Genomic DNA, 25,573 nt, shown 5'->3' with positions numbered 1-25,573 from the left:
GCGAATGCCCGCCTTTGCCGATGGTGGCGGACATGAGACTTCAGGCTTTCAGCCGGGTCTTTCAACTGCCCATGCTCAAGCCGGTGGCAGCAGGTCCTTTTGTTCCTCTTCTGCCTTCAGGCGCAGGAAACGCGTCAGGTCCAGCGGTCCACCCTGATTCACCAACGCCAGTTCCTGTGCCTGCACCTGGTTGGAAGCTCCGGACAGGGCGCTGACAAGGGCCGCTTCTTCCACAGCGGCGAAAGCCGACGCAAAGCGCGGGTTGACGCCTGCCTGGTTCGAAGCCCCGTCATTGCGGAACAGAGCCTCGAACGGATTGGCTGTTTCCGTCGCCTGGAAGGCCGACAGAACCCTGTTGCTTGCGTCGAAATCATCACCATCAATGGCTGCTTCGCGTGTGGTTTGCGGCACCGGACGGTCCGGGGTCACAGAGCCGACACTTTCTTCCAGGAAAGCTGCGCTTGCCGTTGTGGTTGCCCCCTGCCCTGCCGTGCGCTCAGGTAGCGGCACATCCGTCTTTGCCAATTGAAACAGTTCGCTCTGAGGCAATTGAGGGCCTGTGGTGTCAGCTCTCGCGATCTGGCCGGGGCCAGCGGGTTTCGTCCGCATTGCGAAGGCGGCAGCCGGATCTCCTGCCAGATGATCGAAGGATTTCTGGTTGATCGTCGCAGCGCCGTCCGCAGGCTTTGCATTCGGCAGCGTCGCGACCTGCGTGAGTTCTCCCGATGTCCGCAGGTCCTTGTTGGTGCTGGCCTGCGCAATCATCGTGACGGCATCGTGCTTGGAAACGATAACCTCGTAAACTTCCTGCATCGAGCGGGCCTTGCCGTTCGAATGATAGAAGATCGGTTTGTTGGCGCGTGCCTGGGCGGAAAAAACCTTGTCGGCACGCATGTCCGGGCTGGCGCCGGCCGCATCAATCAATCTGCTTGCGCCGTTGGCACCAAGAAAATGAGCCATATAGAGCTCGCCGTCGCTCGGTTCGCGCCCGATTCTGCGTTCCAGGTACTGGGAATTCTTCTGCGTGAGCGCCCCTGCCATCATGGACGAGATTTCCGGATCCTTCCGAAGGTCGAGAATCTCCCGCCGCATTTGCTGGTCGCTTACATAGAACTTTCCGCTCTTGGAGCGTTGAATCTGATCGGAGTATTTTTCAAGACCGTGTTTCGGACCAGCTTCCTTCATTGTCTCCAGCCAGGTGGATTCAATGAATTGGAACAACCCGGTGGCGCTGGATGTTCTGGCCTTTGCCGTTGGGTTGAATGACGATTCCCGCGCAGCTGTCTTCACCAGGTAGTCGAATGACGTCCCCGTTGAAGTACTCGCAGACTGAAACGCAAGCTCGATCCTAGACGCGATCGAGGCGGTGTCAGCAACTCGCATGACCCTGTCTCCTCGACGGAACCAAATTATCACTTCGTTAACTTTCAGCGTTAACTTTCACGCCCAAAAGGTTAACAAAACCTTAACAACACACAGGTGGGGATCTAAGCAACTACAGGCGAGTCTTTTTTCTTTTGTGCCTGGTCAGAACTACTTATGTCGAAAGCCGGTTATGTGGACAGACAAGAGGCTACCGGCCATTTCCTTTGGAAAAACGCACCAGGAAAAACATCGACTACTGCATTCGAATAACGCCGTTTTCCATGAGTCGGCAAGTCACAATAAAAGGGCGCCGACTTTGCCGGCGCCCTTTTCGGTCATAATCGTTCGGATAATCGTTAAACTTTGGGCCGGCCCATCTGGAACACCTCGTTCACCACGGCGTAGTCCATGTAGCCAAGTCGGGATAGCGGCTTGTAAAGCGTGACATCCACCTTCCCGTCGACAATGACGCTTTCATCGATGTGGACACCGACAACCTGACCGAAAACGACGTAGCTGTCAGTGTCGTCTCCTGTCAGCGTCTTCAATCGCAGGGTTTGAAGGTGCTTGCACTCCAGCGCAGTGACGGCCTTTGCAACGCGAGGCGCTTTCACCAGTCTTGAGGCAGCCATCTCCAATCCGGCCAGATCAAACTCGGAGATCTCATGTGCGACGGAGGCGGAGGTCTGGTTCATCTCGTCCTTGAGGCCGAGGTTCGCCATGTTGCAGACGAACTCCCCTGTCGCGTCGATGTTGGAGACGCTGTCCTTGTACCCGGTGGAAGAGAACATCACGATCGGCGGTGTATCGCAGACCGCGTTGAAGAAACTGTAGGGTGCAAGGTTGGCCTTGCCGTCTTTGTCGAGTGTGGAGATCCAGCCAATCGGCCGGGGTGCGACAATAGCCTTGAACGGGTTATGCGGCAGGCCGTGGTCGTTTTTTTCCGTTTCGTAGAACATGGGTCAGTCGGTCTCTGTCCAGGTGGATACAATATCGGCAAGGTCGGGGCGCGGACGCTCGAAAGGTGGTTGTGTCGGGGTTCCGATATGTACGAACCCCGCAAACCGCTCTCCGTCTCGCGCGCCAAGGTAACGGGCAGCATCTTCATCGAAGGCAAACCATTCGGACAGCCACTGCGACGCGAATCCTGATGCAGCCGCGGCTGTCAGAAGGTTCATGCAGACGGCGCCGGCGGAAAGCTCCTGTTCCCAGATCGGGATTTTCGGATGCTCGGCTGCCTGGCTGAGAACACCGATCACCAATGGCGCACGGGTGAAGCGGGTCAGTTCCTTCTGGCGTTGCTCGCCGTCGAGCGGTCCGTTGAGTGCTTCATACCGGTCCGCCAGCCAGGAACCGATCGTGCGTCCCTGTTCCGGCCTGTAGAGAACGAAACGCCAGGGCGCCAGTTTGCCATGGTCTGGCACACGCGCTGCAATGGTCAGAATGTCGTTGATCTGTTCTTCGTTCGGCCCCGGGGCTGTCATGGTAACAGAGGGGTGGGAGCGCCGCTGTCGCAGAAAGTCCAGAGTTGCCGTCGATCCGGCGCTGTTACTCGGCATGAAAAGATCCTGTCGGCCTGTTGCAATCGTACGATCCACCTAATTCATTGACCGTAATTGTCAACTTTGATCGCGGCGTCTTGAATTTGCCCAATTTCCGGGCGCATTAAGGGACAACGCTGCAGTGCGGTGAATCTCGGGAAAATCGTCCTTGGCCCGTGATCGGTCAGATTGCACCGAGAATTCAAAAAAACGCACTGGAAACAGAAACATAGTCGTTACCCTGCAACCGGTGCACTTGCACCAGGCAAACCGGACCGGATCTCCAAGGTCAGTTTCGGGTGACGAATGCCTCAAAAGACTGGTAAAAGTCTGCGAGTCAAAATGATAACGACGTAGGCATGGTGAATTCAGCCCCCCTCTCCGGCCAATCGGCTTTGAAGCGTGCAGTCAGATGCACTGCATTTTCGATAATGCTGAGCGCCGTCCTTTCGATGGGCCTTGCTCCTGCGACCTTGGCGCAGACATCTGACGTACCGCCGGCCCCTGCAGAAAAACCTGATCCGAACGCACCGTCCGCTGCCCCTGAAGAACCCATCATCAACCTGCTCGACCGCGAGCCGGAACCCCTCTTTTCCGATACGCTTGTCCCCTACGCGCCGGCCAGGGCATCATCCCCCGGTATCAAGGGCGGCTTGCGGCAGGGCGCTCTATACCTGATGGCAAAGCTGACGCCCGACAGCCCTCCGCTGAACGAAGGGCTCATCTGGCGGATCTATTCGGAAACGACCAATGCCGACGGGCGCCTGCAACTTGTTGCAACGTCTCAAGGCGGTGATGCCGAATTCCGGCTCGACCCGGGCACCTACCTGATTCACACCGCCTACGGCTTCTCCCAGGCAACCAACCGCATCGTCATCGGCAAGGAAGTCCAGTCGAAGATGGTGACGCTCAATGCGGGCGGCATCAAATTCGGTGCGGCACTCAAGGATGGTGAAGACCTCGACGGGCGCGCCGTGGCCTTCGATCTTTATGGCATGGAGTTCAATCAGCGCGGTGAACGCAACCTGATTGCCAGCAACGTCAAGCCGGGCTCCATTCTCCGTCTCAGCGCCAACACCTATCATGTTGTCAGCAAATACGGCGATGTGAACGCGGTCGTCCGGGCGGATATCCAGGTGCTGCCGGGCAAGCTCACTGAAGCGACAATCTTCCACAAGGCCGCCGGTATCACGCTCAAACTGGTCAACGAACGTGGCGGCGAAGCAATTGCCAACACGACGTGGTCCGTCCTGAGCCCGGGGGGGGACGTCGTGGTCGAAGCGACAGGTGCCTTCCCTGATTTCGTGCTGGCAGAAGGCGAATATGAAGCCCTCGCCCGCAACAATGGCCGCACCTACCTGCACACGTTCCAGGTGGAACCGGGTGAAGATCGCGAAGTTGAAGTGGTCACTTCCATCAGCGAACTGGCCAGCCAGCAGCAGTCCAGCATCAACAACTGACCTGCGCCGTGTTCCCGGCGACTTTAAGATCTGACCAGGTAGCGACGTCTAACGCCGTCGGCCAAGCAAACGCCGGGTCCGTGTGGGCGGCGCCATCTCCATGACCTTGGTCTGCAGGAAATCCATGATCTCCTTCTGATCGCCAAATCCCGAAAGCGTTTCGAACGGGATTGCCCTGCCCGCGCGTGCGGTCATCACAGACCCGAGGATACGGCGAAACTCGCGCACAAGCAGCGCCAGACGAAGGGTCAGCGAGTATTTGCTGACCAGGTGGAACAGCCAGGAATTCTGCCCGTCGAAATAAAGCGGAAGGACGGTTGCTCTCGAAGACCGGATCATTTTTGCCGTGAAAGTCTTCCAGGGCAGTTCTTCCGCACGGCCGAATGGCTTGGCAGCCGTTGCCACGCCACCACCAGGAAAAACGATAATGGTCGTGCCTTCCTGCAGCAGGCGCAGAGCCTCCTTGCGAGTGGCCATGTTGGTCTTGAGCGCTTCCTTGGTTTCCTCGAAATCGACCGGCAGCGAAAACGGCCGGACTTCCGGCACCTTCAGCAACTCGTTGTTGATCAGGATCTTGAACGGGCGGCCAAGCTGTTCCGCGAGTGCCAGGATCGCTAGACCATCGCCAATGCCGTAGGGATGATTGGCGATAAGCACCAGTGGACCTTCCGGCAGATCCTTCGGCGGCCATTCGCCATCTGCAACCGAAACGTTGAGGTTGATCAGGCCGAGAAGGTCATTCCAGATATAGTCGGACGTGCCGACCATCGTTTCCTTCCACACCTCGTAGATGTTGACCAGCTTTCGCCGGCCGGAGAGACCTTCAATGGTGCGGATGGTCCAACGCTTCAGCGGTGGATGCTCAGGATTGGCATAACTGAATTCAGCGTAGTTCACGGCAGTCGTCTTGACCCTGATGAAACGGTGGCAAATCCGGAACCCAATACCAGACACCCTGTTTCATGATTGTGACAGCACATTGCCCTGATGCCAGGGCAATGTGCAAGCTGTCAGATTTTCCCTTAATGCCAGGGAAAACCTTACTTCAGGTCTGGCGGCGTCGCTTCTTCAACGAACGCTGCAATCGCCTCGTCGAGGCCCATCGGGGTCTGGTCCTTGGAACCGAGACGGCGAACGTTCACGGTCCGCTCCTCGGCTTCACGCATGCCGCACACGATGATCACCGGCACCTTGGCCAGCGAGTGTTCGCGGACCTTGTAGTTGATCTTCTCATTGCGGAAATCGGTCTCGACCTTGAGGCCTTTCGCCTTGAGCAGATCCGCCACTTCCTGGCCGTAATCGTCGGCTTCCGAAGTGATCGTTGCCACCACGATCTGCAGCGGCGCAAACCACAGCGGGAAGTGACCGGCGAAGTTCTCGATCAGGATACCCAGGAACCGTTCCATGGACCCGCAGATCGCCCGGTGGATCATCACCGGTGTCTTCTTCTCGCCGTCCTTGTCGACGTAGAAGGCACCAAAGCGTTCCGGCAGGTTGAAGTCGACCTGCGTCGTGCCGCACTGCCATTCACGGCCGATGGCATCGCGCAGGGTGTACTCGAACTTCGGACCGTAGAAAGCACCCTCGCCCGGCAGGATGTCGGTCTTCACCCGGCCGCCCGACTGGGCTTCGATCTGCTTCAGCACATCGGACATGATCGCTTCGGCATGATCCCATGCCTCGTCGGTGCCGACGCGCTTTTCCGGACGGGTGGACAGTTTCACCACGATCTCGTCGAAGCCGAAGTCTTCATACACAGACAGGATCAGGTCGTTGATCTTGAGACACTCATCCGCCATCTGCTCTTCGGTACAGAACACATGGGCATCGTCCTGGGTGAAGCCGCGCACGCGCATAAGACCGTGAAGAGCACCAGACGGTTCGTAGCGGTGCACCGCACCGAACTCGGCAAGGCGCATCGGCAGATCGCGGTAGCTCTTCAGCCCGTGCTTGAAGATCTGTACGTGCCCGGGGCAGTTCATCGGCTTCAGCGCGAAGACACGCTCGTCCTCGGCTTCCGGATCGGCACACTGCACGGAGAACATGTTCTCCTTGTACCAGGTCCAGTGGCCGGAAGTTTCCCAAAGCGACGTGTGCAGCACCTGCGGTGCGTTCACTTCCTTGTAGGTGTCCTTCAGAACCCGGCGCTTGTAGGCGATCAGGCTCTGGAACATGTCCCAGCCCTTCGGGTGCCAGAAGACTACACCCGGGCCTTCTTCCTGGAAATGGAACAGGTCCATTTCCCGGCCCAGCTTGCGGTGGTCGCGCTTTTCGGCCTCTTCCAGCATGTGAAGGTAGGCTTTGAGCTCCTTCTCGCTGTGCCACGCCGTTGCGTAGATGCGCGTCAGCATTTCGTTGTTGCTGTCGCCGCGCCAGTAGGCGCCGGCCACCTTCATCAGCTTGAAGGCATCGCCGATCTGCCGGGTGGAGACCATATGCGGACCCCGGCACAGGTCCAGCCACTGGCCCTGCTTGTAGATCTTGAGTTCCTGATCTTCCGGAATCGCATCAACGAGCTCGACCTTGTAGTCCTCGCCCTTGGCTGCGAAATAGCGCTTCGCTTCGTCGCGGCTCCACACTTCCTTGGTGAACTGCGCACCGCGGCCGATGATCTCGCGCATCTTCTTTTCGATAACCGGCAGCTCTTCCGGCGTGAACGGCCAGTCGGCGCCCGTGTCCGGGTGAACGCGCTTGAAGTCGTAGTAAAAGCCGTTTTCGATCACCGGACCGATGGTCACCTGGGTACCGGGCCAAAGTTCCTGCACGGCTTCGGCCATGACGTGGGCCGCATCGTGGCGGATCAGTTCAAGGGCGCGCGGGTCGTCGCGGGTGACAATCTCGATCTGGTGATTGCCGCTGATCGGGTCGGTGAGATCTTTCAGTTCCCCGTCGAGAGCCATCGCCACAGCCTTTTTGGCCAGCGACTTGGAAATGCCTTCGGCGACGGCGAGACCGGTGGTGCCTGCCGCGTATTCGCGCACGGAATTGTCGGGGAAAGTAAGTTCAATCATCGGTTTTCTCCTGCTCACTCCTGCAGACAAGGCAGGTAAGCTGTTCAAAGGAAATGGAACGGGCCGGGCATACGGGATTCAAACTAATCCGGCAACCTTTTCCGAAGCATTTCCCTTGATTTGGCCGGCGGTGTTGCCCTAGCGCGCCTCCAGGCGGCGTACGAACCAACGGATAAGCTGATCCCAGACAGCGTCCTTTTCGGCAAGATCCTCAACCCCGTGATCGAGATTGGGATTGTCGTTGATCTCGATGACCACCACCCGCTCGCCGATCACTTTCAGATCGACGCCGTAAAGACCATCACCGATAAGCCGCGCAGCCCGAACCGCGATATCGATCACTGCTGGCGGTGTTTCGGCCATGGAAACTGTCTTGAACCCGCCTTCGACGGCCTTCTTGCCGGTCTCGTGCCGCACGATCTGCCAGTGTTTCTTGGCCATCAGATACTGGCAGGCGAACAGCGGTTCTCCGTCCAGCACACCGATGCGCCAGTCAAAGTCCGTCGGGCAGTATTCCTGCGCAAGCAGGATGGCGCTTTCCTGGAAAAGCTCTTTCAGCTTCTCCTTGATGGGTTCAGCGCCCGTCACCCGGAACACGCCACGGCTGAAGGAACCGTCAGGGATCTTCAGAACGATTGGAGAGCCGAGTTTGGCTTCCAGGTCACCCGCCTCCTTCAGGGAGGACAGGACGATGGTCTTGGGCGTCGCGATGCCATGACTTGCCAGAAGCTCGGTCAGATAGACCTTGTTGGTACAGCGGATCATCGACACCGGATCGTCGATCACCGGCATGCCTTCCTGCACGGCGCGCCGGGCAAAGCGGTAGGTGTGATTGTCGATGTTGGTGGTCTCGCGAATGAACAGCGCATCATACTGCGCCAGCTTGTCGAGATCACCCTTGCCGATCGGCACGACTTCAACCCCGTGGCGCGCCGCCACCTTGGCCATGTGCTTCAGAGAGGCGATGGAGGATGGCGGCAACTCTTCCTTGGGATCGGACAGAACAGCCATCGCGTACTTCATCAGTGCGCGCTGTTTCGGCGCCCGCCAGGGACGTGTCGTATAGCTTTCCACCGCTGCCAGAAATTGCGCGCGCTCTTCCGCCTCAAGGTCATTTACCGCCAGAACCCGGATGCGTTTGATGCTGCGCCATTCGCCCTCTTCCAGCAGTACCTCCAGCACAGGTGCGCGGAACCAGTCGAACAAGAGCCGCGCGAAGGGTTCAAGTGCAGGGTCGCCAACCTGACCGAGATAGATCAGCAGCCGAGAGACCGCACCAGCGGCCTCCGGTGCCATCTTGCGAAGGCAGCGGTTCAGCCGGTCTTCAAGCTCCGGCAAGGCATGCTGATAGAGTTGCTTGCGGGACAGTTCGATCATCGTCTCGACAACCGGCACCACGCGGTGCTGGCGTGCTTCAGCCAGAAGCGACGCGTAATAGCCTGCCCCCTGATAAGCGTAGGAGCGCGACAGGTTGAGAATGGTCGGCTTGGCACCGGTAAACAGTTTCGGGTGCGTCAGATACTCCCGCACGGTCATGACCTTGTGCGGCGTTTCCGTGTTGGAGAGGTCTTTGAGGTTGTCGACCAGAATGACCCAGGAAGACATTGGATCAGGCGTCCTTTCGTATCAGGATTTGGGCACGTACCGCGCTGCGGCCCCAGCGGGCCATGCGGTCGAATTCGGCAAAGGGAATGGGAAGATTGGCAGCATCTGCCGGACTTTCATGGCGCTCGCGCTCAAGCCACGGGTCATGAATGATGAGGTGGCGATCGTCCGCATCATGCACAAGCACCCAATGTGGCACTTTCTGGCCGAACATGCGGTAGCCGGAAATGAGCACGATCGCGAGCGTACCGGCTGATATCTCGGTCGCCAGTGCTGTTGCCTCCAAGGGGGTTTCCGAACGGGCAACACCAAGCTGCGCGGCTTCCGATCGGTAGCCTTCCTGTACCAGGGTCAGAACCTTGCGCTTTTCCGGGTTCCGAACCGAATTGAGAAACAGGAGTTCGTCGGGAAACAGCCTGACCTCGACCGAAAGCCCGCGCCGTGCAAGCGCATTGGCCAGGCCGAAGGGACCGCAGCCGCCATGACCGGAGGCGAGATAGATTGTCGTTGCCTCCCGCCAGAGGGTGAGTTCCGTCAAGGGCTCTGCCGGAACCGACCGGTCGAAATGCCGGGCCGCCATCAGTGCACAGGCCGGGCCGCAGGTGAATTCGGTTGTCTGCGAGTAATAAGGCGCGTTGCCGGTGCCCAGCACCGGACCATGGAGCAGCTTTTCCATGCGCAACGCTGCGCAGCCATCCTCGTAATAGGCCTCTACCCTGCCCAGCATCCGGTAGCCGCTGCGCTGATAGAGTGCGATGGCCGCCTCATTGTCCGCACGCACTTCAAGCCGCAGCACAATGCGATCGCTGTCGAAAGCGGCAACTTCGGACGCTTCCAGCAGCTTTGCGCCAAGCCCCTGCCCCCGGCAGGCCGGATCCACAGCAAGCGAATAGAGCCGCGCCAGCGCGGTTGCCTGGCGCAAGAGCAGCAGCGCGTACCCAACCAACCCGTCTGGACCGGTTGCGACCAAAAGGCGTGCGCGAGGGCTCTCCAGAAATCGCCTGAAGCTTCGCCGGGAAATGCGATCTCCGGCGAAGGCGGCGTTTTCAATGCGAAATAGTTCGGCGAGATCGCCGGGCTCGGCAGTGCGAATGAGAATATCCCCGGTTTCGGCCTGGGGCGAAGCCTTGTCCATGGTGCCTTGAAAGACCCAAAGGCCGGTGCGCCGCACCCGGTCTCCATCCAACATTGGCGACGGCCCTGAGGCAGTTTAGAGACTGCACGGACCGGTCGGCGGCCTTTGCGGAATACACCGATTTGCAGGTGCTGTCTTTGAGAATTTTCGTTGCGGCAACACATTTTGCATTCAGGCCTTAACGGCCCGGAAACGCAGGCCTCAAGAGGCCTTCTCAGCCACAGCCAAGGGCGGCGGACGGCGGCGGATCGGCTGGGATTTGACAATCGAGGTGCTGGTTTCCGCCTTGTCCGAAATCCGGTCCAGAATTCCGTCGAGCTGATCGATGGAAGGAATGGCAAGTCGGGCGACGAAACAGTCTTCTCCCGTGACCTTGTCGCACTCGCAAAACTCGGGAATTTCCTGAATGAGTTGCTGCACGATGTGCAGCTTTCCAGGCAGTGGTCGAATGCGCACGATCGCCTGCAGACTGTAGCCAAGCACCTTCGGATCAATATCCACTGTAAAACCGCGAATGACGCCGCGCTCCTGCAGACGGCGGATCCGCTCCGAAACACCGGGCGACGACAATCCCACGTGAGTGGCCAGGTCTTTCAACGACATGCGCGCGTCGTCAATCAAGGCTTCAACGATCTTGATATCCGTCTCATCCATCTTCATTTCGAAACACCAATCGGCAGATAAGCTTACATTTCACAAAACAATATCAGCTTCTGTTGATTTATCAAAAGTACTCGCATCCATCTCCTTGGCAGAATGAGAACCATCCTGAAACGCTTGGAGGCAAAAATGGACAAGACATTGCGCGGCGCCACCGAAATGACCGCCGCCATGACCATTCTGGGAACGATAGGACTTTTCGTGGTCCTTTCCGGCCAGGGAGCCATCGACGTTGTGTTCTGGCGCTGCGCCTTCGGTGCGTTGGCGCTGCTTGTCATCTGTTCTGCCCAGGGCCTACTCCGCCGGCACCTGACCTGGAAGAAACTGGCCGTTGCCGCCGTAGGGGGCGTTGCCATCGTGGTGAACTGGGCAATGCTCTTCACTGCCTATTCCGAAGCATCCATCGGCGTGGCAACTGCTGTCTACAATACCCAGCCGTTCATCCTGGTCGGCTTCGGCATTCTGTTTCTGGGAGAACGGATCACCGTCAACAAGCTCGGCTGGCTGGTCATTGCCTTTGCCGGTGTCCTGCTGATCGTCCAGGCAAAACCCGGCGCTGTCGAATATGCCGGTTCAGATTATGCACTCGGCATAGCACTCTCGCTCGGCGCTGCCTTTTTCTGGGCTGTCGCAGCCCTGCTGACCAAGAAGCTGACGGGAACGCCTCCACAGCTGATCGCCCTGGTACAGGTCTGTGTCGGCATCCTGATGCTTGCCCCCTTCGTCAGCTGGAACGCTCTGCCGGAAGGTACAATGGCCTGGGGCTCGCTTGTCACGCTTGGCGCTGTTCACACGGGGTTGATGTATATCCTCATGTATGGCGCTGTGCAGAAGCTGCCGACCTATCTGCAAGGTGCCTTTTCCTTCATTTATCCGGTGGTGGCGATCCTTGTCGACTATGTAGCCTTCGGCCATCAGCTGAAACCGCTGCAGCTTGTCGGAGCGGCTGCGATCATCATTGCCGCAATGGGCATGACCTTCGGCTGGCGGCTGCTTCGGCGCAAGGCTACGGCCTCTCCATCATAGGGCTGAAGCTGCCTTCGCACGGTCTTTCCCGGCCTTCGAAAGCGCGGCATCGCGAAGCTGTTTGGCAACCGCTTCCGCGCCGCCTCGTGTTTCCCGGATCATCGCCAGATCCTCTTCTTCGCTCCGGTTCATCGGGGCAATGGCAAGATCGGAATACGTCCGCCTGTCAGGCGATGCCTTGACCCTCCGGTAGATCCGGTAAACCCGCCTGACGGCAGATAGATAGACCCAATGTTTGGCGACGATTTCGGCAAGATACCGCGGATAGAACACCAGCGGATTTTCAAGCGGCAGCCCACCGCGTCGGTCTGTGCGGAATTTCAGGCGAAAATAACCGCCCTCAAGCGGATGAACGCCTTCGCGTTCAACCATCAGCTTAAACCACATCATCAGGAACAATTTGTTGCCCGGACGCCCCTTGCGGTGCGCCGCGGCTCTGCGCAGCACCGTTTCGATGTGACCATCCGAATAGTAGCTTGCCCAGGCCTGCCGGTAGGCCTCCTCCCAATCCTCATCGCTCATTTTCGGGTGATGGCTCACCCGGTGATTGAGATCGTACTTGTTGAGGTCTGGATCCATCCAGATGCCTTTGCTTGAAAGCACCTTGTGATCTTCGGATCCCGGAAGCGGCGTCAGATAAAAGAACTCGAGCAGATCGAGCGGAAGCTCCTTTTTGATGATCTCGACATCATGCAGGACCGACGCCTTGGTATCCGCCGGAAAACCGATGATGTAACCGGCATAGGTGGTTGCCCCGTGGGCCCGCCATTTCTGCAGCATCTCCCGGTATTCGGTGATCTTGTTCTGCCGCTTCTTTGCGGCCATGAGATTGTCCGGATTGATGTTTTCCAGCCCGATGAAGACCCGGTTGACCCCTGCCCTCGTCGCCTTCTCGATGAAACCGTCAATCCGGTGACAGAGCGTGTCCACCTGGATGATGAACTTGATGTCGAAACTCTCCTGCTCCCTAAGCTGGATCAAGCGGTCGAACAGCGGCTCCCATTCCCGGTTGCGGGCGAAATTGTCGTCGGTGATGAAAAAACGGTCGATCCCCTGTTCAACGTTATCGCGAATGATCTGCTCCAGATCGTCGGCGGAACGAAACCGGCTCTTGCGACCTTGCACGTTGATGATGGTGCAGAAGGAACACTGGAACGGGCAACCGCGGCCAAGATCGAAGCTGGAATGCGATCCGGCCGTGAAGCGAATGTGCCGGGTGGGCAGGATCGGGGTCGGCTCGCCCTCCAGCGACGGCAAGTCCGCCATGAAATTGTAAAGCGGCTTCAGGTCGTCGGAAAAGGCATCGCGGAAGACATCGTCCAACCGCCCGTCCTCGGCCTCGCCGGCAAAATAGACGACACCTTCCTTTTGCAACCGAACCATCTCTTCCGGCATTTCATCCAGCATGGATATGCAGCCGGAGACATGAAATCCGCCGATGGCAACCGGCAGACCAAGACCTAGAAACCTGCGGGCAAGGTCGGTCGCCCGGGGAAACTGGTTTGACTGAACCCCGACCAGCGCGATCAGGGCCTTTCCGCCTGCTTTTTGGATATCCCGGGCAATCTTTTCCGGACGAACCCGCTTGTTGGTTTCATCGTAGGTATGAAGATGGATGCGGACATCCTTCCCAAGAACCAGACGGTTGCGGGCCGCTTCTGCGAGCCCGTTCTAGCTGGCGAGCGTGTTGGAAGGAATTGCAGAGCGAAGCCACTGGATCGGATAACCGTCGTCGTCGTAATGGGTCGGCTTGATCATCACGAAATGGAAGTCGCGTCCGCTCATTCTTCCCTCCGCCTTCTGGCATGAGAGGCAAGCGTTGCACCAACCTGACGTTGGGTCAACAACAGATCAGAGGAGCGATTAGTCCAGACGATGTTCCGGCGGTATGTGCTTGCCGGTCCAGTGACCGTAACGCCAGGGCAAAAACCAGTGCGCATCTGGCGGCAAGGTGTCGAGAACCGGGTCAAAACCGGAGGCACCCCAGGGATTACACCGAAGAACCCGGGACAGGCCAACCCACCCCCCGGCCCAAAAGCCGAAGCGGCGAATGGATTGCTCGGTGTAATCGGAGCAAGTCGGCGCGTAGCGGCAGGTGCGCCCCATGAAGAGCGACAGGGAATGGCGGTAAAGCCAGATAAGCCCAATCGCTGCATATCCGATTGGTGACAATCGGCCATCCGGCTTTCGCGGTTCGTTATGGCAAGAACACATGGGACGCAGAACTGCGGTCACGCGACCGCGCTGTCTTCCTTGGCTTTTGCCTCGATCTGGTCGAGCGCGTCGACAACGGCATCAAAGGTCAATAGCGTCGAGGCATGGCGCGCCTTGTATTCGCGAACCGGTTCCAGAAACTTCAGGTCTTCGAAGCGGCCTGTGGGGGCCTCGCCGCCTTCCTTCAACATGGCGCGCATGGTTTGCTGCACTTCGCGCAACTCATCTGCGCGCGCGCCGATGATATTTCGAGCCATGATTGACGAAGACGCCTGGCCAAGCGCGCAGGCTTTGACGTCGTGAGCAAAATCCGTGACGACGCCGTCCTTCATGGAAAGGTCGACAATGACGGTGGAGCCACACAATTTGGAATGAGCTTTTGCGCTTGCGTCCGGATGCTCGAGACGGCCGATCCGTGGGATATTTCCGGCGAATTCAAGGATCTTCGCGTTATAAATGTCGTCGAGCATAACTCGCCTCTTCGTGAATGCCTGTGATGCGCGACACATTGATGGCGCACTGCTTTCATATATATACATCAGACGCCACGGCAAATTCGCAAGGGGCAGAGTGGTCGCAGTTGGTCTTTCGCATGACGTTTGCACGCTAGAAACCGGCTCCTCCCGCTCAGAAACTGTGCGTTCGCTTTTTGCCTGGAGTATGATAAGGGTCCGCGGCTTGAAAAGCCCGAACCTTCTGATCTGTGCACCAGCGGGCGCCGTATGACGAGTGACAAGGGTAAAATTGCGAGGATCCCCATGGACGCTGTCCTCAAGCCGGTAGAAAAAACCTTCGAAAGAAAGTCACCGGATCAGTTGCATCGGCCAAGCCGTGAAGAAGCGGAAGCTGCGGTGCGCACGCTTCTGGCCTGGACCGGCGACGACCCGGACCGCGAAGGTCTGGTGGAAACACCGAAGCGCGTGGTCAAGGCACTGAGCCAGCTTTACAGTGGCTACTTCGAAGATCCGGCAGAGCATCTTGCAAGGACGTTCGAAGATGTTGGCGGCTACAAGGATATCGTCCTTGTGCGCGGCATCCCGTTCCATTCCCATTGCGAACACCACATGCTGCCTTTCATCGGCGAAGCTCATATCGCCTATTACCCGGCAGAAGGCGTCGTTGGTCTTTCCAAACTGGCACGCGTTGTCGACATCTACGCCAAGCGTCTGCAAACGCAGGAAAACTTGACTGCGCAGATCGCATCGGTCATTGACGACGCTCTGGCCCCGCGTGGCCTGGCCGTGATGCTGGAAGCCGAACACCAGTGCATGACCATGCGCGGTGTCCAGAAACCCGGTGTTTCCACGATCACCACCCAGTTTACCGGCGTATTCCAGGACGATCCCGCCGAACAGGCGAAATTCATGTCTCTGGTACGCGGCAAGGGTCTCTGAGTTTTCAGCCCTTGCGTTAATGACGACAAGGGCTTTCCTCCCATGTGCAATACCCACCTGACTGAGCGCGGCGACAAGGCAACGGTCGAAAACGGCGATCTGATGATGCCGAAGTTTGACCGGGACGGCCTGATTGTGGCTGTCGTCACCGATGTGGCGTCAGGCGAAGTGCTCATGGTTGGCTACATGAACGCCGAGGCCCTGAAGCGGACGATCGAGACCGGCGAGGCCTGGTACTGGAGCCGTTCTCGCCAGAGCTTCTGGAAGAAGGGCGAAACCTCCGGCCAGATCCAGACCGTGCATGAAATCCTGACCGATTGCGACCAGGACGCCCTGGTCCTGAAGGTTTCGGTTGCCGGCAATGGCGCAACCTGCCATGTGGGATATCGCTCTTGTTTTTATCGTAAAACCATCAAAGGTGACGATGGGTCTGTGCGTCTGGAGCGCGTGGAAACCGAGAGGGTCTATGATCCCGACGAAGTTTACGGCAAGGGTTGAGCCCGGCAGTAGAGCCTCCAGCTTTGAGCGGGGCTTATCCGCAAGCCATTGAAACATATTAACTTTCGAATTCTTGAAACAAAATTTTAAGTAGTATCCCGTATATCTCCACCCTCTCTCTTGTGCCTAAGTTTCCACTAGGCGCGAACAACAAGATCAAAACCCCGTGCCTGATTCCCTATCGACCGCAAGCTGAGGGAGAGGCTATGGCGGACAACACTGTTCCAAGCAAACGGGACGAGCGGATTGCGTTCATCCTGTTGGCCGTTTTGCTTGCCCCGGCGCTTTCCGTCGCAATTGTTGGCGGTTACGGCTTTATCATCTGGATGTCACAGCTGGTCCTTGGGCCGCCGACGGGCTGATCCCATGTCACCCGACCCTCATTTTTCGGCCAGCCGCAGAGCGTTCCTGAAACTGCCCAGCCAACCGGAGATCCAGAGACTTCGCCCACCCTGGACGGACGAAGCCCTGGTTGCTGCGCGTTGCACAAGCTGTAACGCCTGCAGCGAAGCTTGCCTCGAATCCATCTTGAGGCCGGACGACACCGGGAAGCCGGAAGTTGTCTTCGACGGCGGCGAATGTACTTTCTGCGGCAAATGCGCAGATGCCTGCGCACAGGACGTCTTTGACACGAAGCGCACGCCGGCCTGGCCGATGAAGGCTGAATTTCAGCCGGGTTGCCTGCAGGATCACGGCATTGCCTGCCAGGTGTGCCGGGATATCTGCCCCACTTCGGCAATCCGCATAGATCTCACCAAACGCCCCTTTGGCCGGCTTCGCATCGAAACAGATGCCTGCACGGGCTGCGGAGCCTGTCTCCCAGTCTGTCCGCAGGATGCACTGGCCATTGTCCATCCCAAAGAGGATGCCCAGACAGCATGAGCACAACAGTCCATATAGCCAGTCTTCTCGTTCATGCGCGGACCGAAGCGATATCCGATGTCGAGCGGGATGTTCTTGCACTCGGCGGCGCCGAGATCGCCCATTCCGATGATCAGGGACGCCTGATCGTGACACTGGAAACCGCGAACGAAGCGGAAATCGTACAGGCTCTCACGGATATCCAGCTGCTCACCGGCGTTGTGAGCGCCTCCCTTGTTTACCACCAGACAGACGGTACGCCCGAGGCGGCACCGACCTCCCTTCAAGGAGACACACAATGAGCGGAATTAGCAGACGTGATGTCATCAAGGCGCAGGCTGTGGCGGCCGCCGCCGCGGCAGCGGGACTCCCCGTGCCTGCGGCCGCACAGAACCTTGTTACCCATGCGCATCTGACCGACCTGAAGTGGTCCAAGGCTGCCTGCCGCTTCTGCGGCACCGGCTGCTCCATCATGGTCGCGACCAAGGCCGGACGCGTGGTTGCAACCCACGGCGACGCTGAAGCGGAGGTGAACCGGGGCCTCAACTGCGTCAAGGGCTACTTCCTGTCGAAGATCATGTACGGCAAGGACAGGCTGACCACACCTCTCCTGCGCAAGAAGAACGGCAAGTTCGACAAGGACGGCGACTTCGAACCCGTGTCCTGGGACGAAGCGTTCGACATTATGGCCGAGAAATGGAAGGCGACACTGAAGGCCAAGGGCCCGAAGGCTGTCGGCATGTTCGGCTCGGGCCAATGGACAGTCTGGGAGGGGTATGCGGCTTCCAAGCTGATGAAGGCCGGCTTCCGCTCCAACAATATCGACCCCAACGCTCGCCACTGCATGGCGTCTGCGGTCGTCGGGTTCATCCGTGCCTTCGGCATTGACGAGCCCATGGGCTGCTACGACGACTTTGAAAACGCCGACGCCTTTGTGCTCTGGGGCTCCAACATGGCCGAGATGCACCCGATCCTGTGGACCAGGATCGCCGACCGGCGCCTTAGCCATCCCCATGTCAAGGTTGCCGTGCTTTCCACCTTCGAACATCGCAGCTTCGATCTGGCGGACATTCCCGGCGTATTCGTTCCCCAGACGGACCTGATCATCGCCAACTATATTGCGAACCACATCATCCAGTCCGGCGCGGTCAACGAGGAGTTCGTGTCAAACCACGTCAATTTCCGGAAAGGCGCACAGGACATCGGCTATGGCTTGCGACCGGAAAATCCGCTTGAAGCCGCTGCAGCGAATGCCGGCAGTGGCGATTCCGAGCCGATGTCTCTCGAGGAATTCGCCGAATTCGTGAAACCCTATACTCTGGATTTTGCAGCGGAGAAGTCCGGAGTTTCAAAGGAGCGGCTTCTGCAGATCGCTGAGCTTTACGCAGATCCGGACACCAAGGTGATGTCCCTTTGGACCATGGGCGTCAACCAGCATACCCGCGGTGTGTGGATGAACAACCTCATCTACAACATCCACCTGTTGACCGGTAAAATTGCCCAACCCGGCAATTCCCCCTTCTCCCTGACCGGCCAGCCGTCTGCCTGCGGTACCGCCCGGGAAGTCGGCACCTTCGCTCACCGCCTGCCTGCCGACCTCGTGGTTTCAAATCCGGAGCACCGGGCAACAGCCGAAAAGATCTGGAAACTGCCGGCAGGAACCGTTCCTGAATGGATCGGTGCACATGCCGTTCTGCAGAACCGGAAACTCAAGGACGGCGAAATCAACTGCTACTGGGTGCAGGTCAACAACAACATGCAGGCCGCCCCGAACATGATGGAAGAAGGCCTGCCCGGATATCGCAATCCGGAAAACTTCATCGTCGTTTCCGATGCCTACCCGACTGTGACGGCAGAAGCCGCCGACCTTGTGCTGCCGACCGCAATGTGGGTGGAAAAGGAAGGTGCCTACGGCAACGCCGAGCGCCGCACCCAGTTCTGGCACCAGCTCGTCGACGCACCGGAAGGGGCGATGTCCGACCTGTGGCAGCTGGTTGAGTTTTCCAAACGTTTCACAACAGACGAAGTCTGGCCGCCCGAGCTTCTGGCCGACAATCCCGATTACAAGGGAAAGACGCTGTACGAAGTTCTGTTCGAAAACGGCAACGTCAACGCCTTCCCCAACAGCGAGCGGGCGGAAGACTACGAAAACCGCGAATCCGACGAGTTCGGCTTCTACATCCAGAAAGGCCTGTTTGAGGAATACGCCCAGTTCGGTCGCGGACACGGCCACGATCTGGCGGATTTCGACACCTACCACCAGGTGCGCGGGCTCCGTTGGCCCGTGGTGGACGGCAAGGAAACCCGCTGGCGCTACAACGGCAAATACGACCCATATGTGAAAGAGGGAGCCGCGTTCGATTTCTATGGGAAACCGGACGGCAAGGCGGTCGCCTTCGCCCTGCCCTTCGAACCGCCCGCGGAAAGCCCGGATAAGGAGTATCCCTTCTGGCTGTCCACCGGCCGGGTTCTGGAGCACTGGCACTCCGGATCGATGACGCAGCGCGTGCCTGAACTCTACAAGGCCGTGCCCGATGCCCTCTGCTACATGCATCCGGACGATGCCGAGGCTCTAGGTTTGAGGCGCGGTGCGGAAGTGCGCATCAAATCCAGACGTGGGGAAATTCTTACCCGCGTCGAAACCAGAGGCCGCAACAAACCGCCCAAGGGGCTGATTTTCGTGCCCTGGTTCGATGCCCGCCAGTTGATCAACAAGGTCACGCTGGACGCGACCGATCCGCTGTCGAAGCAGACCGATTTCAAGAAATGCGCCGTGCGCGTAGAAGCAGTGTGAGGTGAGCCATGAAACGCTTTGCAATCGGCCTTGCCTGCGCCGCCCTGTTGGTTGCCGCAGCTGCCGCAGCCGCCCAGGAACACATCGCCACCATGCGCCCCGCAACGCCGTTGGCGGAAAACGGGACGCCTGCCCCCATGCCAAAGCCGGTGAACTCCGACATTCGCCAGGTGCGGAACTATCCCGAGCAGCCACCGCTGATCCCTCACACGATCGAGGGCTATCAGATCGACAAGAACTCCAACAAGTGCCTGAGCTGTCATTCTCGTACAGCCATTGAAGTCAGCCAGGCGCCAATGGTGTCGATCACGCATTTCATGAACCGGGACAACCAGTTCCTGGCGTCCGTCACACCCCGGCGGTACTTCTGCAATCAGTGCCACGTGCCGCAGACCGACGCCCGGCCTCTGGTCGAGAACGACTTTGTCGATGTCGATGAAGTGCTCGAATATGTGAAATCCAAAGAGGGGGCCAAATGATGCTGGCCTTCCTCAAAAGGCTCTGGACCACCATCCGCCGCCCGAGCGTGCACTACAGCCTCGGCTTTCTGACCCTCGGCGGCTTCATCATGGGCATAATTTTCTGGGGTGGTTTCAACACCGCGCTGGAGTTAACCAATACCGAGAAGTTCTGCACGGGCTGTCACGAGATGCGCGACAACGTCTTTGCCGAGCTTAAAACGACAATCCACTACTCCAACCGCTCGGGCGTGAGAGCCACGTGCCCGGATTGTCATGTCCCCCATGAATGGACAGACAAGATCGCCCGCAAGATGCAGGCCTCAAAGGAGGTCTGGGGCAAGATCTTCGGGACGATCAATACGCGGGAAAAGTTTCTGGAACACCGGCTTGAACTGGCCCAGCACGAATGGGCCCGGCTCAAGGCGAACAATTCTCTGGAATGCCGCAACTGCCATTCCGCCGATTCCATGGACATAACCCGTCAGAGCGGAAGGGCTTCTGAGGCACACCAACGCTTCCTGTTCACGGGTGAAAAGACCTGCATCGATTGCCACAAGGGCATTGCACATCGCTTGCCGGACATGTCCCAGTCGGCATGGCACGGGGAAAAACCCGAAAAGATGCTGAAGGAAGCCACCGCGTTTCTGGCAACACGGCAAGATTGATAAATCACACGTCGAAACAAAAAGGCTGGCTGACAAGCCAGCCTTTTTTTTCACGTCAGGCCATCGTAATGTAGCTGCGCATCTGCTCGGCTTCGAGTTCAACTTGCGCAATCTTGAACTTCACGACGTCGCCGATGGAGATCACACCGGTCAGCTTGCCGTCCTTCACGACCGGCATATGGCGGAACCTGCCCTGTGTCATGCGAGCCATGACTTCGTTGATGTTGTTCTCTTCGGAGCAGGTAACCACGTTCTTGGTCATGACACCGGAAACCGGTGTTTTCAGCGCCGACACGCCTTGCGTACCGACCACGCGAACGATGTCCCGCTCTGACACAATGCCGTCAACGGCACCTTCCTTGTCGGAAACGACCACGGCACCGATCTTGTGTTTTGCCAGGGTTTCACAAATTTCGCTGAGCAACGCGTCGCTGCGCGCTGTGATAATATCGTGGCCTTTCCCACTCAGGATAGCGGCTACGGTCATTCAATCACCTCCCATGGCATCAATCGGTCCGTTTTACCGGACCAGATCAACCGACGCTCAATCGGAAGCGATCAAACGTCAATAGTTGATCGACCTTAATGTAGTCTGCCAGCCGGTCTCCGGAAGGAGATGTTCCAGCTGCTCGACCACTTTCGCACCGACTGGGGCCGGACGTCCATTCGAATCCGACAGGACGACCTCCAGTCGTCTGGTATCATGGCAAAAAAATCAGATCGCGCAAACTGTTGACCTTGCGTCTTGAACGCACTTTCGCTCCGCGTCAGGAATTCCGCCGCTGCGGCACGGGGTCAAACAGCGGGAACAGGGCAAGTCCGGCGACAAATCCACCAATATGAGCTTGCCAGGCAACACTTGCCGGCTGTCCCGCAACGGGACCGCTCATCAGACCGAAGAACAGATTGAGCCCGAACCATACCGCGACAAAAACCAGAACCTGTTGATTGCGAAGGCATTCCGCAAGCGGCTGCGCCGGTACGAAATAGGCTGTCGGATCGTTGCTGCGGATCGCACCCAGCGGGCCACCACGCTCGAAAACGAAGCGAATGGCCGCAGCCATCTGGCCGGAAATGGCGGCGGATGCACCGATCATCGGCGCCCCTTCCCCCCAATGGGTGGCAAGATGAGCCAGCGCCCCGCCAACGGAACAGGCCGCCGAAAACAGCAGAAACCGGCCCACACCAAACCGCCTGGCAACTGCACTGCCGAAAATCGCCATCCAGAGCAGGTTGAAGATGATGTGCATGGCGCCACCATGCAGCAGGCTATAAGTGACGAAGGCCCAGAGGCTGGAGAGAAGATCAAAAGGCGGCAGACTGCCGAGATAGGCATATTTTACCGGCCAGAATGCAAAAAGTTCGATGATCAGATTGTCCAGGTTTGCCGGAAGGACCATCACACGCAGAACATGGATCGCAATCAGGATACCGCCAAGCCAGACGATGATCCCGGGCAGATTGAATACGGGCGGACCGGACGGCCGTTGGGGAGGTTGTTCCTTCTGGGCTTTTTCGCGCCGGGCGCGTTCTTCATCAATGCGGTAAACGTTCATGGACCCTCTGCCTTTCCTGTCTTTCTTCTAAGCCAGATCGAAGACAAAACAAGAGTGGTTCGACCGCCAGAACATGCGAAACCGGGAAATAGTGACTTCGACTTCACCGGTCACAATCCCCAAAAAGCCTGAAAATACAAAGCGCCGGCCACCTAAAGGTGACCAGCGCTTTGCGATGCCCCCCAAAACCGGTCGCGTCCCCACGACGCCCGTTCAGGACAGTTGTTCACTCTGGCCGGCGCTTGTTTTACCGAGGCAGCTCTTGGCGGCTGTACCTATCGGCCCGCGGCCTGACCTGCAACAACAGGTTCCTCCCACCCGCTGTCTATGTGAACTGAGTGTTAAGCTGACAGGCAACTGCCCCCAATACAAGCTTTACCGAAAATTAACCTTAATTTCTGACCGCCTCTCAAGCTTTCGCGCCAACAAGCACTTGGCACGCGCCCTGCTTTGTAAAGGTCAAAAACCAACAGGGAAGCATTTTCGTCCCGTTTTGAAACAAGAACTGTCTTGAGACGAAACACCGGGCGCAAGAATGGCAAAGAGGCGAACCAGATGAAACACGGCGTAACGCAAACTCTTTACAACTACTGGGACAATCTTCGCGGCGCCCGTCCTGCACCGAACCGCAGTGAAGTCGATCCGGGTGAGATCCGCGGCCTTCTTGGTGACACCTTCATTCTGGAGACGAACGGTTCGAGGGACGTTCGCTACCGCCTTGCCGGCACACGTCTGTGTTCCGCACATTGCCGGGAACTCAAGGGCCGCAACTTCCTGCGCGGCTGGAGCGTGAAAGACCGTGAAGCCCTGGAAAGCCTGATCGCCGCCATCACCGAAGATGCGGCCGCGGCCGTGATCGGCATCAACGGCCATACGGAACGCGGACAGATCCTGCAGATGGAAATGCTGCTGGTACCGCTGAATGTTCCAGGTGAAGGCAGGATCCGTGTCCTGGGAAGCTGTACCCCGATGGAAAAACCCTATTGGATCGGCCTGCATCCCATTTTGAGCCAGTCGATCAGCAGCCTGCGCCTGGTCTGGCCGGACGAGCGTCCCTATTTCGTGGATTCCCCTGCTTCCACGCTCAACCCGATCCTGCCGCGCTTTACCGCCGAGGGCATCGCCATGCCGACACCGCCCCTGCCGAACGGTGCGGAGCGCAAGGTCGGACATCTGACCGTCTATTCCGGCGGCAAGTCCTGACCCGCACAACATAGCAAGTCTGGTAACATCCCTGTTCACCTGCGAAATCGGGCCGGCCGAGAATCAGCTGGCCCGAATTCATGTTCGGCACCGGCTGATTTGCGGCCTCTATTCAGCTGAAAAGAAGTCCTTCCTTCCGGATTTTTACTCTCGCGTTATTGTGCTTTCTCGCCAGAGAGCACTCGAATTCCGAACATCACGGCCGTACCCGCATTTTTATCGATCACAAGTCTGGACCTGTGCGCCTTCTGAGCTACACTCTTACACATCGTTAACCCCAGCTACCTAAAGTGCTTTGAAAGACGTCTTTTGAATCGCATCTCAGCCGGGGACAATGCGATTTGCGCACCGTTTTGGATAGAACAGGCATGAGCGCCGGAGTGGCAACAGCAACCGAAGGAAGCAGATCGCTTCAAGTCACTGACCGCCGGCGCCATCAACGGGTCCAGGTCAATATACTGGGCCGCTTCATGCTTGAAGATCGGCGCGAATATCCTTGTCAGGTTATCGACATGTCGCCTGGCGGCATGGCCATGATTACACCGGTCACCGGCAGGGTCGGCGAACGCGTGATTGCCTATCTTGACCACCTGAGCCGCGTCGAAGGCAGGATTTCCCGCCTGATCGATGGTGGCTTTGCGGTTGAACTGCGCAATACTGTCCGCAAACGCGACAAGATCGCCAATGTTTTGACGTGGCTTGCGAACCGGGACGAACTCAATCTTCCCGAAGACCGCCGCCACGACCGCTTCGTGCCCAAAAACCCGATGACGAAGATGATCCTGCCGGACGGTTCGGAACATGTCTGCCGCATCATAGACGTATCCCTGTCCGGCGCGGCCATCGCCACGGACATCGTGCCGGAGATGGGCGACGCCATCACGCTCGGCAAGATGCATGCACGTGTCATTCGCCGCATCGAAGGTGGCATAGCCGTCGAATTTGCTGCTGTTCAAAGCCGCGAATTGCTGGAACATCACATATCGGCACCAGAGGAAAGCTGACTTTAGCTTTCTCATCAATCGCAAGTGCTTAAAACCATTCAGACAGGCCCGGCTTTTTGCCGGGTCTTTTCGTTTCTGCGCAATTTTCCGGGTAGTCGCGTTTCTTTTCTGGTGGCCAGATCCAAAAAAATCAAAAAACTTTCATGCCCTTTTCTCACCCTTGAGGACGGGCACAAGGCCCGCTCCAGACCGAAAACCAGGCGATTGAAAACCGATTGCCACCATTCGAAAAACACCAATTTCTCGCTAATTCAATGACTTCTGGAGGATGCATCAAATTTTACGAAAATTTTCTTCCAACTTGAATTAAAGTAAATTCAAATAACGATAAAAAGAAACTCAAACACTCATAAAATACAAATACAGTTTTACTTTGGAGATTTTCTCCAATTAAAAATCATTGAGTCATCGTTGCGTCAGCCTTGGGGAGGGCGTTACGATGAAATTACTTCACAGAACTCTACTCGCATCTGCAATGTTGCTGTCTTGCACCGTCATGGGATCGGTTGCACAGGCGGAACCCGGCCGCTTCATGGACATGCAAATGGTTGTCAAGGCACCCGTCGGCTATGACCAGTTCTGCCGTGACAACGTCTCGGCTTGTCCGAAGGAAACATACAAGCCGGTTGTCGTGAAGCTTGACGAAGCCCGCTGGAACGAACTCATTGCAATCAACAAGGAAGTCAATCGCCGGATTCATCCTATGACCGACCAGGACCTGTTCGGCCAGGAAGAATACTGGACCTATCCGGTAAACGGATACGGTGACTGCGAAGAATACGTCCTTGAAAAGCAACGGGTCCTGATCGAAGCCGGCTGGCCGAAAAGCGCCCTTCTGATCACTGTTGCAAAAGATACCCAGAACTCGGGTCATGCCGTTCTGACGGTACGTACGGACCATGGCGACATGATCCTCGACAACCAGATCGAGGCGGTGCTGCCCTGGTATTCGACACCCTACCGTTACATCAAACGCCAGTCCGCCAGCTCGCCCGTGCAGTGGACAGGTATTGCAGACACGCGCGTGACGACTGTCAGTAGCGTGTCCAACTAGGATTGGGATTGGTCCGGCTTCAGCCGGCCTCTAGGACGATCCGGTCGTGGTACGGATGGGGAGGGT

General features: G+C 57.8%; 25 protein-coding genes and 1 pseudogene. 13 read left to right on the top strand and 13 right to left on the bottom strand.

What is annotated here, in order from left to right; all coding sequences use genetic code 11:
• Positions 1-75: 75 nt before the first annotated feature.
• The 3 genes from HEP89_RS19550 to HEP89_RS19540 form a co-directional block, all read right to left on the bottom strand.
• Complete coding sequence (locus HEP89_RS19550) at positions 76-1,383, bottom strand: transglycosylase SLT domain-containing protein (RefSeq protein WP_168692846.1); 1,308 nt, start codon at positions 1,381-1,383, stop codon at positions 76-78.
• Between the two features lie 338 nt (positions 1,384-1,721).
• Positions 1,722-2,324, bottom strand: a complete 603-nt coding sequence (locus tag HEP89_RS19545; RefSeq protein ID WP_062488500.1) for a flavin reductase family protein — start codon at positions 2,322-2,324, stop codon at positions 1,722-1,724.
• A 3-nt stretch (positions 2,325-2,327) separates the two neighbouring features.
• Positions 2,328-2,924, bottom strand: a complete 597-nt coding sequence (locus HEP89_RS19540; RefSeq protein WP_168692845.1) for a nitroreductase — start codon at positions 2,922-2,924, stop codon at positions 2,328-2,330.
• A gap of 413 nt (positions 2,925-3,337) precedes the next feature.
• On the opposite strand from HEP89_RS19540, the gene HEP89_RS19535 reads away from it, so the two are divergent.
• The gene (locus HEP89_RS19535; RefSeq protein ID WP_023001099.1) at positions 3,338-4,366 is read left to right on the top strand and encodes a hypothetical protein; all 1,029 of its coding nucleotides are present in this window, start codon (positions 3,338-3,340) and stop codon (positions 4,364-4,366) included.
• A gap of 48 nt (positions 4,367-4,414) precedes the next feature.
• Here HEP89_RS19535 and HEP89_RS19530 read toward each other — a convergent pair whose 3' ends face one another.
• From HEP89_RS19530 to HEP89_RS19510, 5 genes are all read right to left on the bottom strand, one after another.
• Entirely contained in the window at positions 4,415-5,263 is an 849-nt protein-coding gene (locus tag HEP89_RS19530; protein ID WP_023001098.1) for a lysophospholipid acyltransferase family protein, read from the bottom strand.
• Positions 5,264-5,406: 143 nt separating this feature from the next.
• The gene (gene thrS / locus HEP89_RS19525) at positions 5,407-7,377 is read right to left on the bottom strand and encodes a threonine--tRNA ligase (RefSeq protein WP_023001097.1); all 1,971 of its coding nucleotides are present in this window, start codon (positions 7,375-7,377) and stop codon (positions 5,407-5,409) included.
• 138 nt (positions 7,378-7,515) lie between these two features.
• Positions 7,516-8,982 (bottom strand): RimK family protein, encoded by a 1,467-nt coding sequence (locus tag HEP89_RS19520; protein ID WP_023001096.1) that lies wholly within the window; start codon positions 8,980-8,982, stop codon positions 7,516-7,518.
• Positions 8,983-8,986: 4 nt separating this feature from the next.
• Entirely contained in the window at positions 8,987-10,171 is a 1,185-nt protein-coding gene (locus HEP89_RS19515) for a GNAT family N-acetyltransferase/peptidase C39 family protein (RefSeq protein WP_208997699.1), read from the bottom strand.
• Positions 10,172-10,318: 147 nt separating this feature from the next.
• Positions 10,319-10,771 (bottom strand): Lrp/AsnC family transcriptional regulator, encoded by a 453-nt coding sequence (locus HEP89_RS19510; RefSeq protein ID WP_152506358.1) that lies wholly within the window; start codon positions 10,769-10,771, stop codon positions 10,319-10,321.
• Between the two features lie 135 nt (positions 10,772-10,906).
• On the opposite strand from HEP89_RS19510, the gene HEP89_RS19505 reads away from it, so the two are divergent.
• A complete protein-coding gene (locus HEP89_RS19505; protein WP_168692844.1) occupies positions 10,907-11,803 on the top strand; it encodes a DMT family transporter in 897 nt (298 codons plus the stop codon).
• On the opposite strand, the pseudogene HEP89_RS19500 reads toward HEP89_RS19505, so the two are convergent.
• The 3 genes and pseudogenes from HEP89_RS19500 to HEP89_RS19490 form a co-directional block, all read right to left on the bottom strand.
• Positions 11,798-13,588: pseudogene (locus HEP89_RS19500) on the bottom strand (radical SAM protein). The gene HEP89_RS19505 and the pseudogene HEP89_RS19500 overlap by 6 nt on opposite strands.
• Positions 13,589-13,666: 78 nt before the next feature.
• Complete coding sequence (yidD, locus tag HEP89_RS19495; RefSeq protein WP_168692843.1) at positions 13,667-13,975, bottom strand: membrane protein insertion efficiency factor YidD; 309 nt, start codon at positions 13,973-13,975, stop codon at positions 13,667-13,669.
• Positions 13,976-14,034: 59 nt separating this feature from the next.
• A complete protein-coding gene (locus HEP89_RS19490; protein ID WP_023001091.1) occupies positions 14,035-14,487 on the bottom strand; it encodes an iron-sulfur cluster assembly scaffold protein in 453 nt (150 codons plus the stop codon).
• Positions 14,488-14,775: 288 nt separating this feature from the next.
• Here HEP89_RS19490 and folE point away from each other — a divergent pair, with 288 nt between their 5' ends.
• The 8 genes from folE to HEP89_RS19450 all read left to right on the top strand — a co-directional run bounded on the left by folE (position 14,776) and on the right by HEP89_RS19450 (position 20,690).
• The gene (gene folE, locus HEP89_RS19485) at positions 14,776-15,411 is read left to right on the top strand and encodes a GTP cyclohydrolase I FolE (RefSeq protein ID WP_023001090.1); all 636 of its coding nucleotides are present in this window, start codon (positions 14,776-14,778) and stop codon (positions 15,409-15,411) included.
• 42 nt (positions 15,412-15,453) lie between these two features.
• Positions 15,454-15,909, top strand: coding sequence for a phosphoribosyl-AMP cyclohydrolase (gene hisI, locus HEP89_RS19480; protein WP_031269315.1), 456 nt, complete (start codon positions 15,454-15,456; stop codon positions 15,907-15,909).
• Positions 15,910-16,115: 206 nt separating this feature from the next.
• Positions 16,116-16,271: a periplasmic nitrate reductase, NapE protein gene (napE, locus tag HEP89_RS19475; RefSeq protein ID WP_023001088.1), complete on the top strand. Its 156-nt coding sequence runs from the start codon at positions 16,116-16,118 to the stop codon at positions 16,269-16,271.
• Between the two features lie 4 nt (positions 16,272-16,275).
• The gene (gene napF, locus HEP89_RS19470) at positions 16,276-16,791 is read left to right on the top strand and encodes a ferredoxin-type protein NapF (protein ID WP_168692842.1); all 516 of its coding nucleotides are present in this window, start codon (positions 16,276-16,278) and stop codon (positions 16,789-16,791) included.
• Positions 16,788-17,072, top strand: coding sequence for a chaperone NapD (locus tag HEP89_RS19465; RefSeq protein WP_075282457.1), 285 nt, complete (start codon positions 16,788-16,790; stop codon positions 17,070-17,072). The genes napF and HEP89_RS19465 overlap by 4 nt, the downstream gene beginning before the upstream one ends.
• Positions 17,069-19,564: a periplasmic nitrate reductase subunit alpha gene (gene napA / locus HEP89_RS19460; RefSeq protein ID WP_168692841.1), complete on the top strand. Its 2,496-nt coding sequence runs from the start codon at positions 17,069-17,071 to the stop codon at positions 19,562-19,564. Before HEP89_RS19465 ends, napA begins: the two co-directional genes overlap by 4 nt.
• 8 nt (positions 19,565-19,572) lie before the next feature.
• Positions 19,573-20,043 carry a nitrate reductase cytochrome c-type subunit gene (locus tag HEP89_RS19455; RefSeq protein ID WP_023001084.1) on the top strand — a complete coding sequence of 157 codons (471 nt, stop codon included), beginning with the start codon at positions 19,573-19,575 and terminating at the stop codon, positions 20,041-20,043.
• On the top strand, positions 20,043-20,690 hold the full coding sequence (locus HEP89_RS19450; RefSeq protein WP_031269311.1) for a cytochrome c3 family protein: 648 nt from the start codon (positions 20,043-20,045) through the stop codon (positions 20,688-20,690). The genes HEP89_RS19455 and HEP89_RS19450 overlap by 1 nt, the downstream gene beginning before the upstream one ends.
• A 55-nt stretch (positions 20,691-20,745) precedes the next feature.
• Here HEP89_RS19450 and HEP89_RS19445 read toward each other — a convergent pair whose 3' ends face one another.
• Positions 20,746-21,177, bottom strand: a complete 432-nt coding sequence (locus tag HEP89_RS19445; RefSeq protein ID WP_023001082.1) for a CBS domain-containing protein — start codon at positions 21,175-21,177, stop codon at positions 20,746-20,748.
• Positions 21,178-21,457: 280 nt separating this feature from the next.
• On the bottom strand, positions 21,458-22,246 hold the full coding sequence (locus tag HEP89_RS19440; protein ID WP_055654831.1) for a rhomboid family intramembrane serine protease: 789 nt from the start codon (positions 22,244-22,246) through the stop codon (positions 21,458-21,460).
• A gap of 555 nt (positions 22,247-22,801) precedes the next feature.
• Here HEP89_RS19440 and HEP89_RS19435 point away from each other — a divergent pair.
• From HEP89_RS19435 to HEP89_RS19425, 3 genes are all read left to right on the top strand, one after another.
• On the top strand, positions 22,802-23,449 hold the full coding sequence (locus tag HEP89_RS19435; RefSeq protein WP_168692832.1) for a PAS domain-containing protein: 648 nt from the start codon (positions 22,802-22,804) through the stop codon (positions 23,447-23,449).
• A 368-nt stretch (positions 23,450-23,817) separates the two neighbouring features.
• Positions 23,818-24,453 (top strand): PilZ domain-containing protein, encoded by a 636-nt coding sequence (locus HEP89_RS19430; protein ID WP_055654833.1) that lies wholly within the window; start codon positions 23,818-23,820, stop codon positions 24,451-24,453.
• Positions 24,454-24,892: 439 nt separating this feature from the next.
• Complete coding sequence (locus HEP89_RS19425) at positions 24,893-25,507, top strand: transglutaminase-like cysteine peptidase (RefSeq protein ID WP_031269305.1); 615 nt, start codon at positions 24,893-24,895, stop codon at positions 25,505-25,507.
• Positions 25,508-25,573 lie beyond the last annotated feature (66 nt).

Source organism: Labrenzia sp. 5N, assembly GCF_012395805.1.
GTDB lineage: Bacteria > Pseudomonadota > Alphaproteobacteria > Rhizobiales > Stappiaceae > Roseibium > Roseibium algicola.
This window is presented reverse-complemented; position numbering and strand designations above follow the sequence as displayed.

What these genes read in the sequence shown, in the direction of transcription:
- HEP89_RS19550 (WP_168692846.1), bottom strand. Translation starts at nt 1,383, where the DNA reads ATGCGAGTTGCTGACACCGCCTCGATCGCGTCTAGGATCGAGCTTGCG.
- HEP89_RS19545 (WP_062488500.1), bottom strand. Translation starts at nt 2,324, where the DNA reads ATGTTCTACGAAACGGAAAAAAACGACCACGGCCTGCCGCATAACCCG.
- HEP89_RS19540 (WP_168692845.1), bottom strand. Translation starts at nt 2,924, where the DNA reads ATGCCGAGTAACAGCGCCGGATCGACGGCAACTCTGGACTTTCTGCGA.
- HEP89_RS19535 (WP_023001099.1), top strand. Translation starts at nt 3,338, where the DNA reads ATGCTGAGCGCCGTCCTTTCGATGGGCCTTGCTCCTGCGACCTTGGCG.
- thrS (WP_023001097.1), bottom strand. Translation starts at nt 7,377, where the DNA reads ATGATTGAACTTACTTTCCCCGACAATTCCGTGCGCGAATACGCGGCA.
- HEP89_RS19520 (WP_023001096.1), bottom strand. Translation starts at nt 8,982, where the DNA reads ATGTCTTCCTGGGTCATTCTGGTCGACAACCTCAAAGACCTCTCCAAC.
- HEP89_RS19515 (WP_208997699.1), bottom strand. Translation starts at nt 10,171, where the DNA reads ATGTTGGATGGAGACCGGGTGCGGCGCACCGGCCTTTGGGTCTTTCAA.
- HEP89_RS19510 (WP_152506358.1), bottom strand. Translation starts at nt 10,771, where the DNA reads ATGGATGAGACGGATATCAAGATCGTTGAAGCCTTGATTGACGACGCG.
- HEP89_RS19505 (WP_168692844.1), top strand. Translation starts at nt 10,907, where the DNA reads ATGGACAAGACATTGCGCGGCGCCACCGAAATGACCGCCGCCATGACC.
- HEP89_RS19490 (WP_023001091.1), bottom strand. Translation starts at nt 14,487, where the DNA reads ATGCTCGACGACATTTATAACGCGAAGATCCTTGAATTCGCCGGAAAT.
- folE (WP_023001090.1), top strand. Translation starts at nt 14,776, where the DNA reads ATGGACGCTGTCCTCAAGCCGGTAGAAAAAACCTTCGAAAGAAAGTCA.
- hisI (WP_031269315.1), top strand. Translation starts at nt 15,454, where the DNA reads ATGTGCAATACCCACCTGACTGAGCGCGGCGACAAGGCAACGGTCGAA.
- napE (WP_023001088.1), top strand. Translation starts at nt 16,116, where the DNA reads ATGGCGGACAACACTGTTCCAAGCAAACGGGACGAGCGGATTGCGTTC.
- napF (WP_168692842.1), top strand. Translation starts at nt 16,276, where the DNA reads ATGTCACCCGACCCTCATTTTTCGGCCAGCCGCAGAGCGTTCCTGAAA.
- HEP89_RS19465 (WP_075282457.1), top strand. Translation starts at nt 16,788, where the DNA reads ATGAGCACAACAGTCCATATAGCCAGTCTTCTCGTTCATGCGCGGACC.
- napA (WP_168692841.1), top strand. Translation starts at nt 17,069, where the DNA reads ATGAGCGGAATTAGCAGACGTGATGTCATCAAGGCGCAGGCTGTGGCG.
- HEP89_RS19455 (WP_023001084.1), top strand. Translation starts at nt 19,573, where the DNA reads ATGAAACGCTTTGCAATCGGCCTTGCCTGCGCCGCCCTGTTGGTTGCC.
- HEP89_RS19450 (WP_031269311.1), top strand. Translation starts at nt 20,043, where the DNA reads ATGCTGGCCTTCCTCAAAAGGCTCTGGACCACCATCCGCCGCCCGAGC.
- HEP89_RS19445 (WP_023001082.1), bottom strand. Translation starts at nt 21,177, where the DNA reads ATGACCGTAGCCGCTATCCTGAGTGGGAAAGGCCACGATATTATCACA.
- HEP89_RS19440 (WP_055654831.1), bottom strand. Translation starts at nt 22,246, where the DNA reads ATGAACGTTTACCGCATTGATGAAGAACGCGCCCGGCGCGAAAAAGCC.
- HEP89_RS19435 (WP_168692832.1), top strand. Translation starts at nt 22,802, where the DNA reads ATGAAACACGGCGTAACGCAAACTCTTTACAACTACTGGGACAATCTT.
- HEP89_RS19430 (WP_055654833.1), top strand. Translation starts at nt 23,818, where the DNA reads ATGAGCGCCGGAGTGGCAACAGCAACCGAAGGAAGCAGATCGCTTCAA.
- HEP89_RS19425 (WP_031269305.1), top strand. Translation starts at nt 24,893, where the DNA reads ATGAAATTACTTCACAGAACTCTACTCGCATCTGCAATGTTGCTGTCT.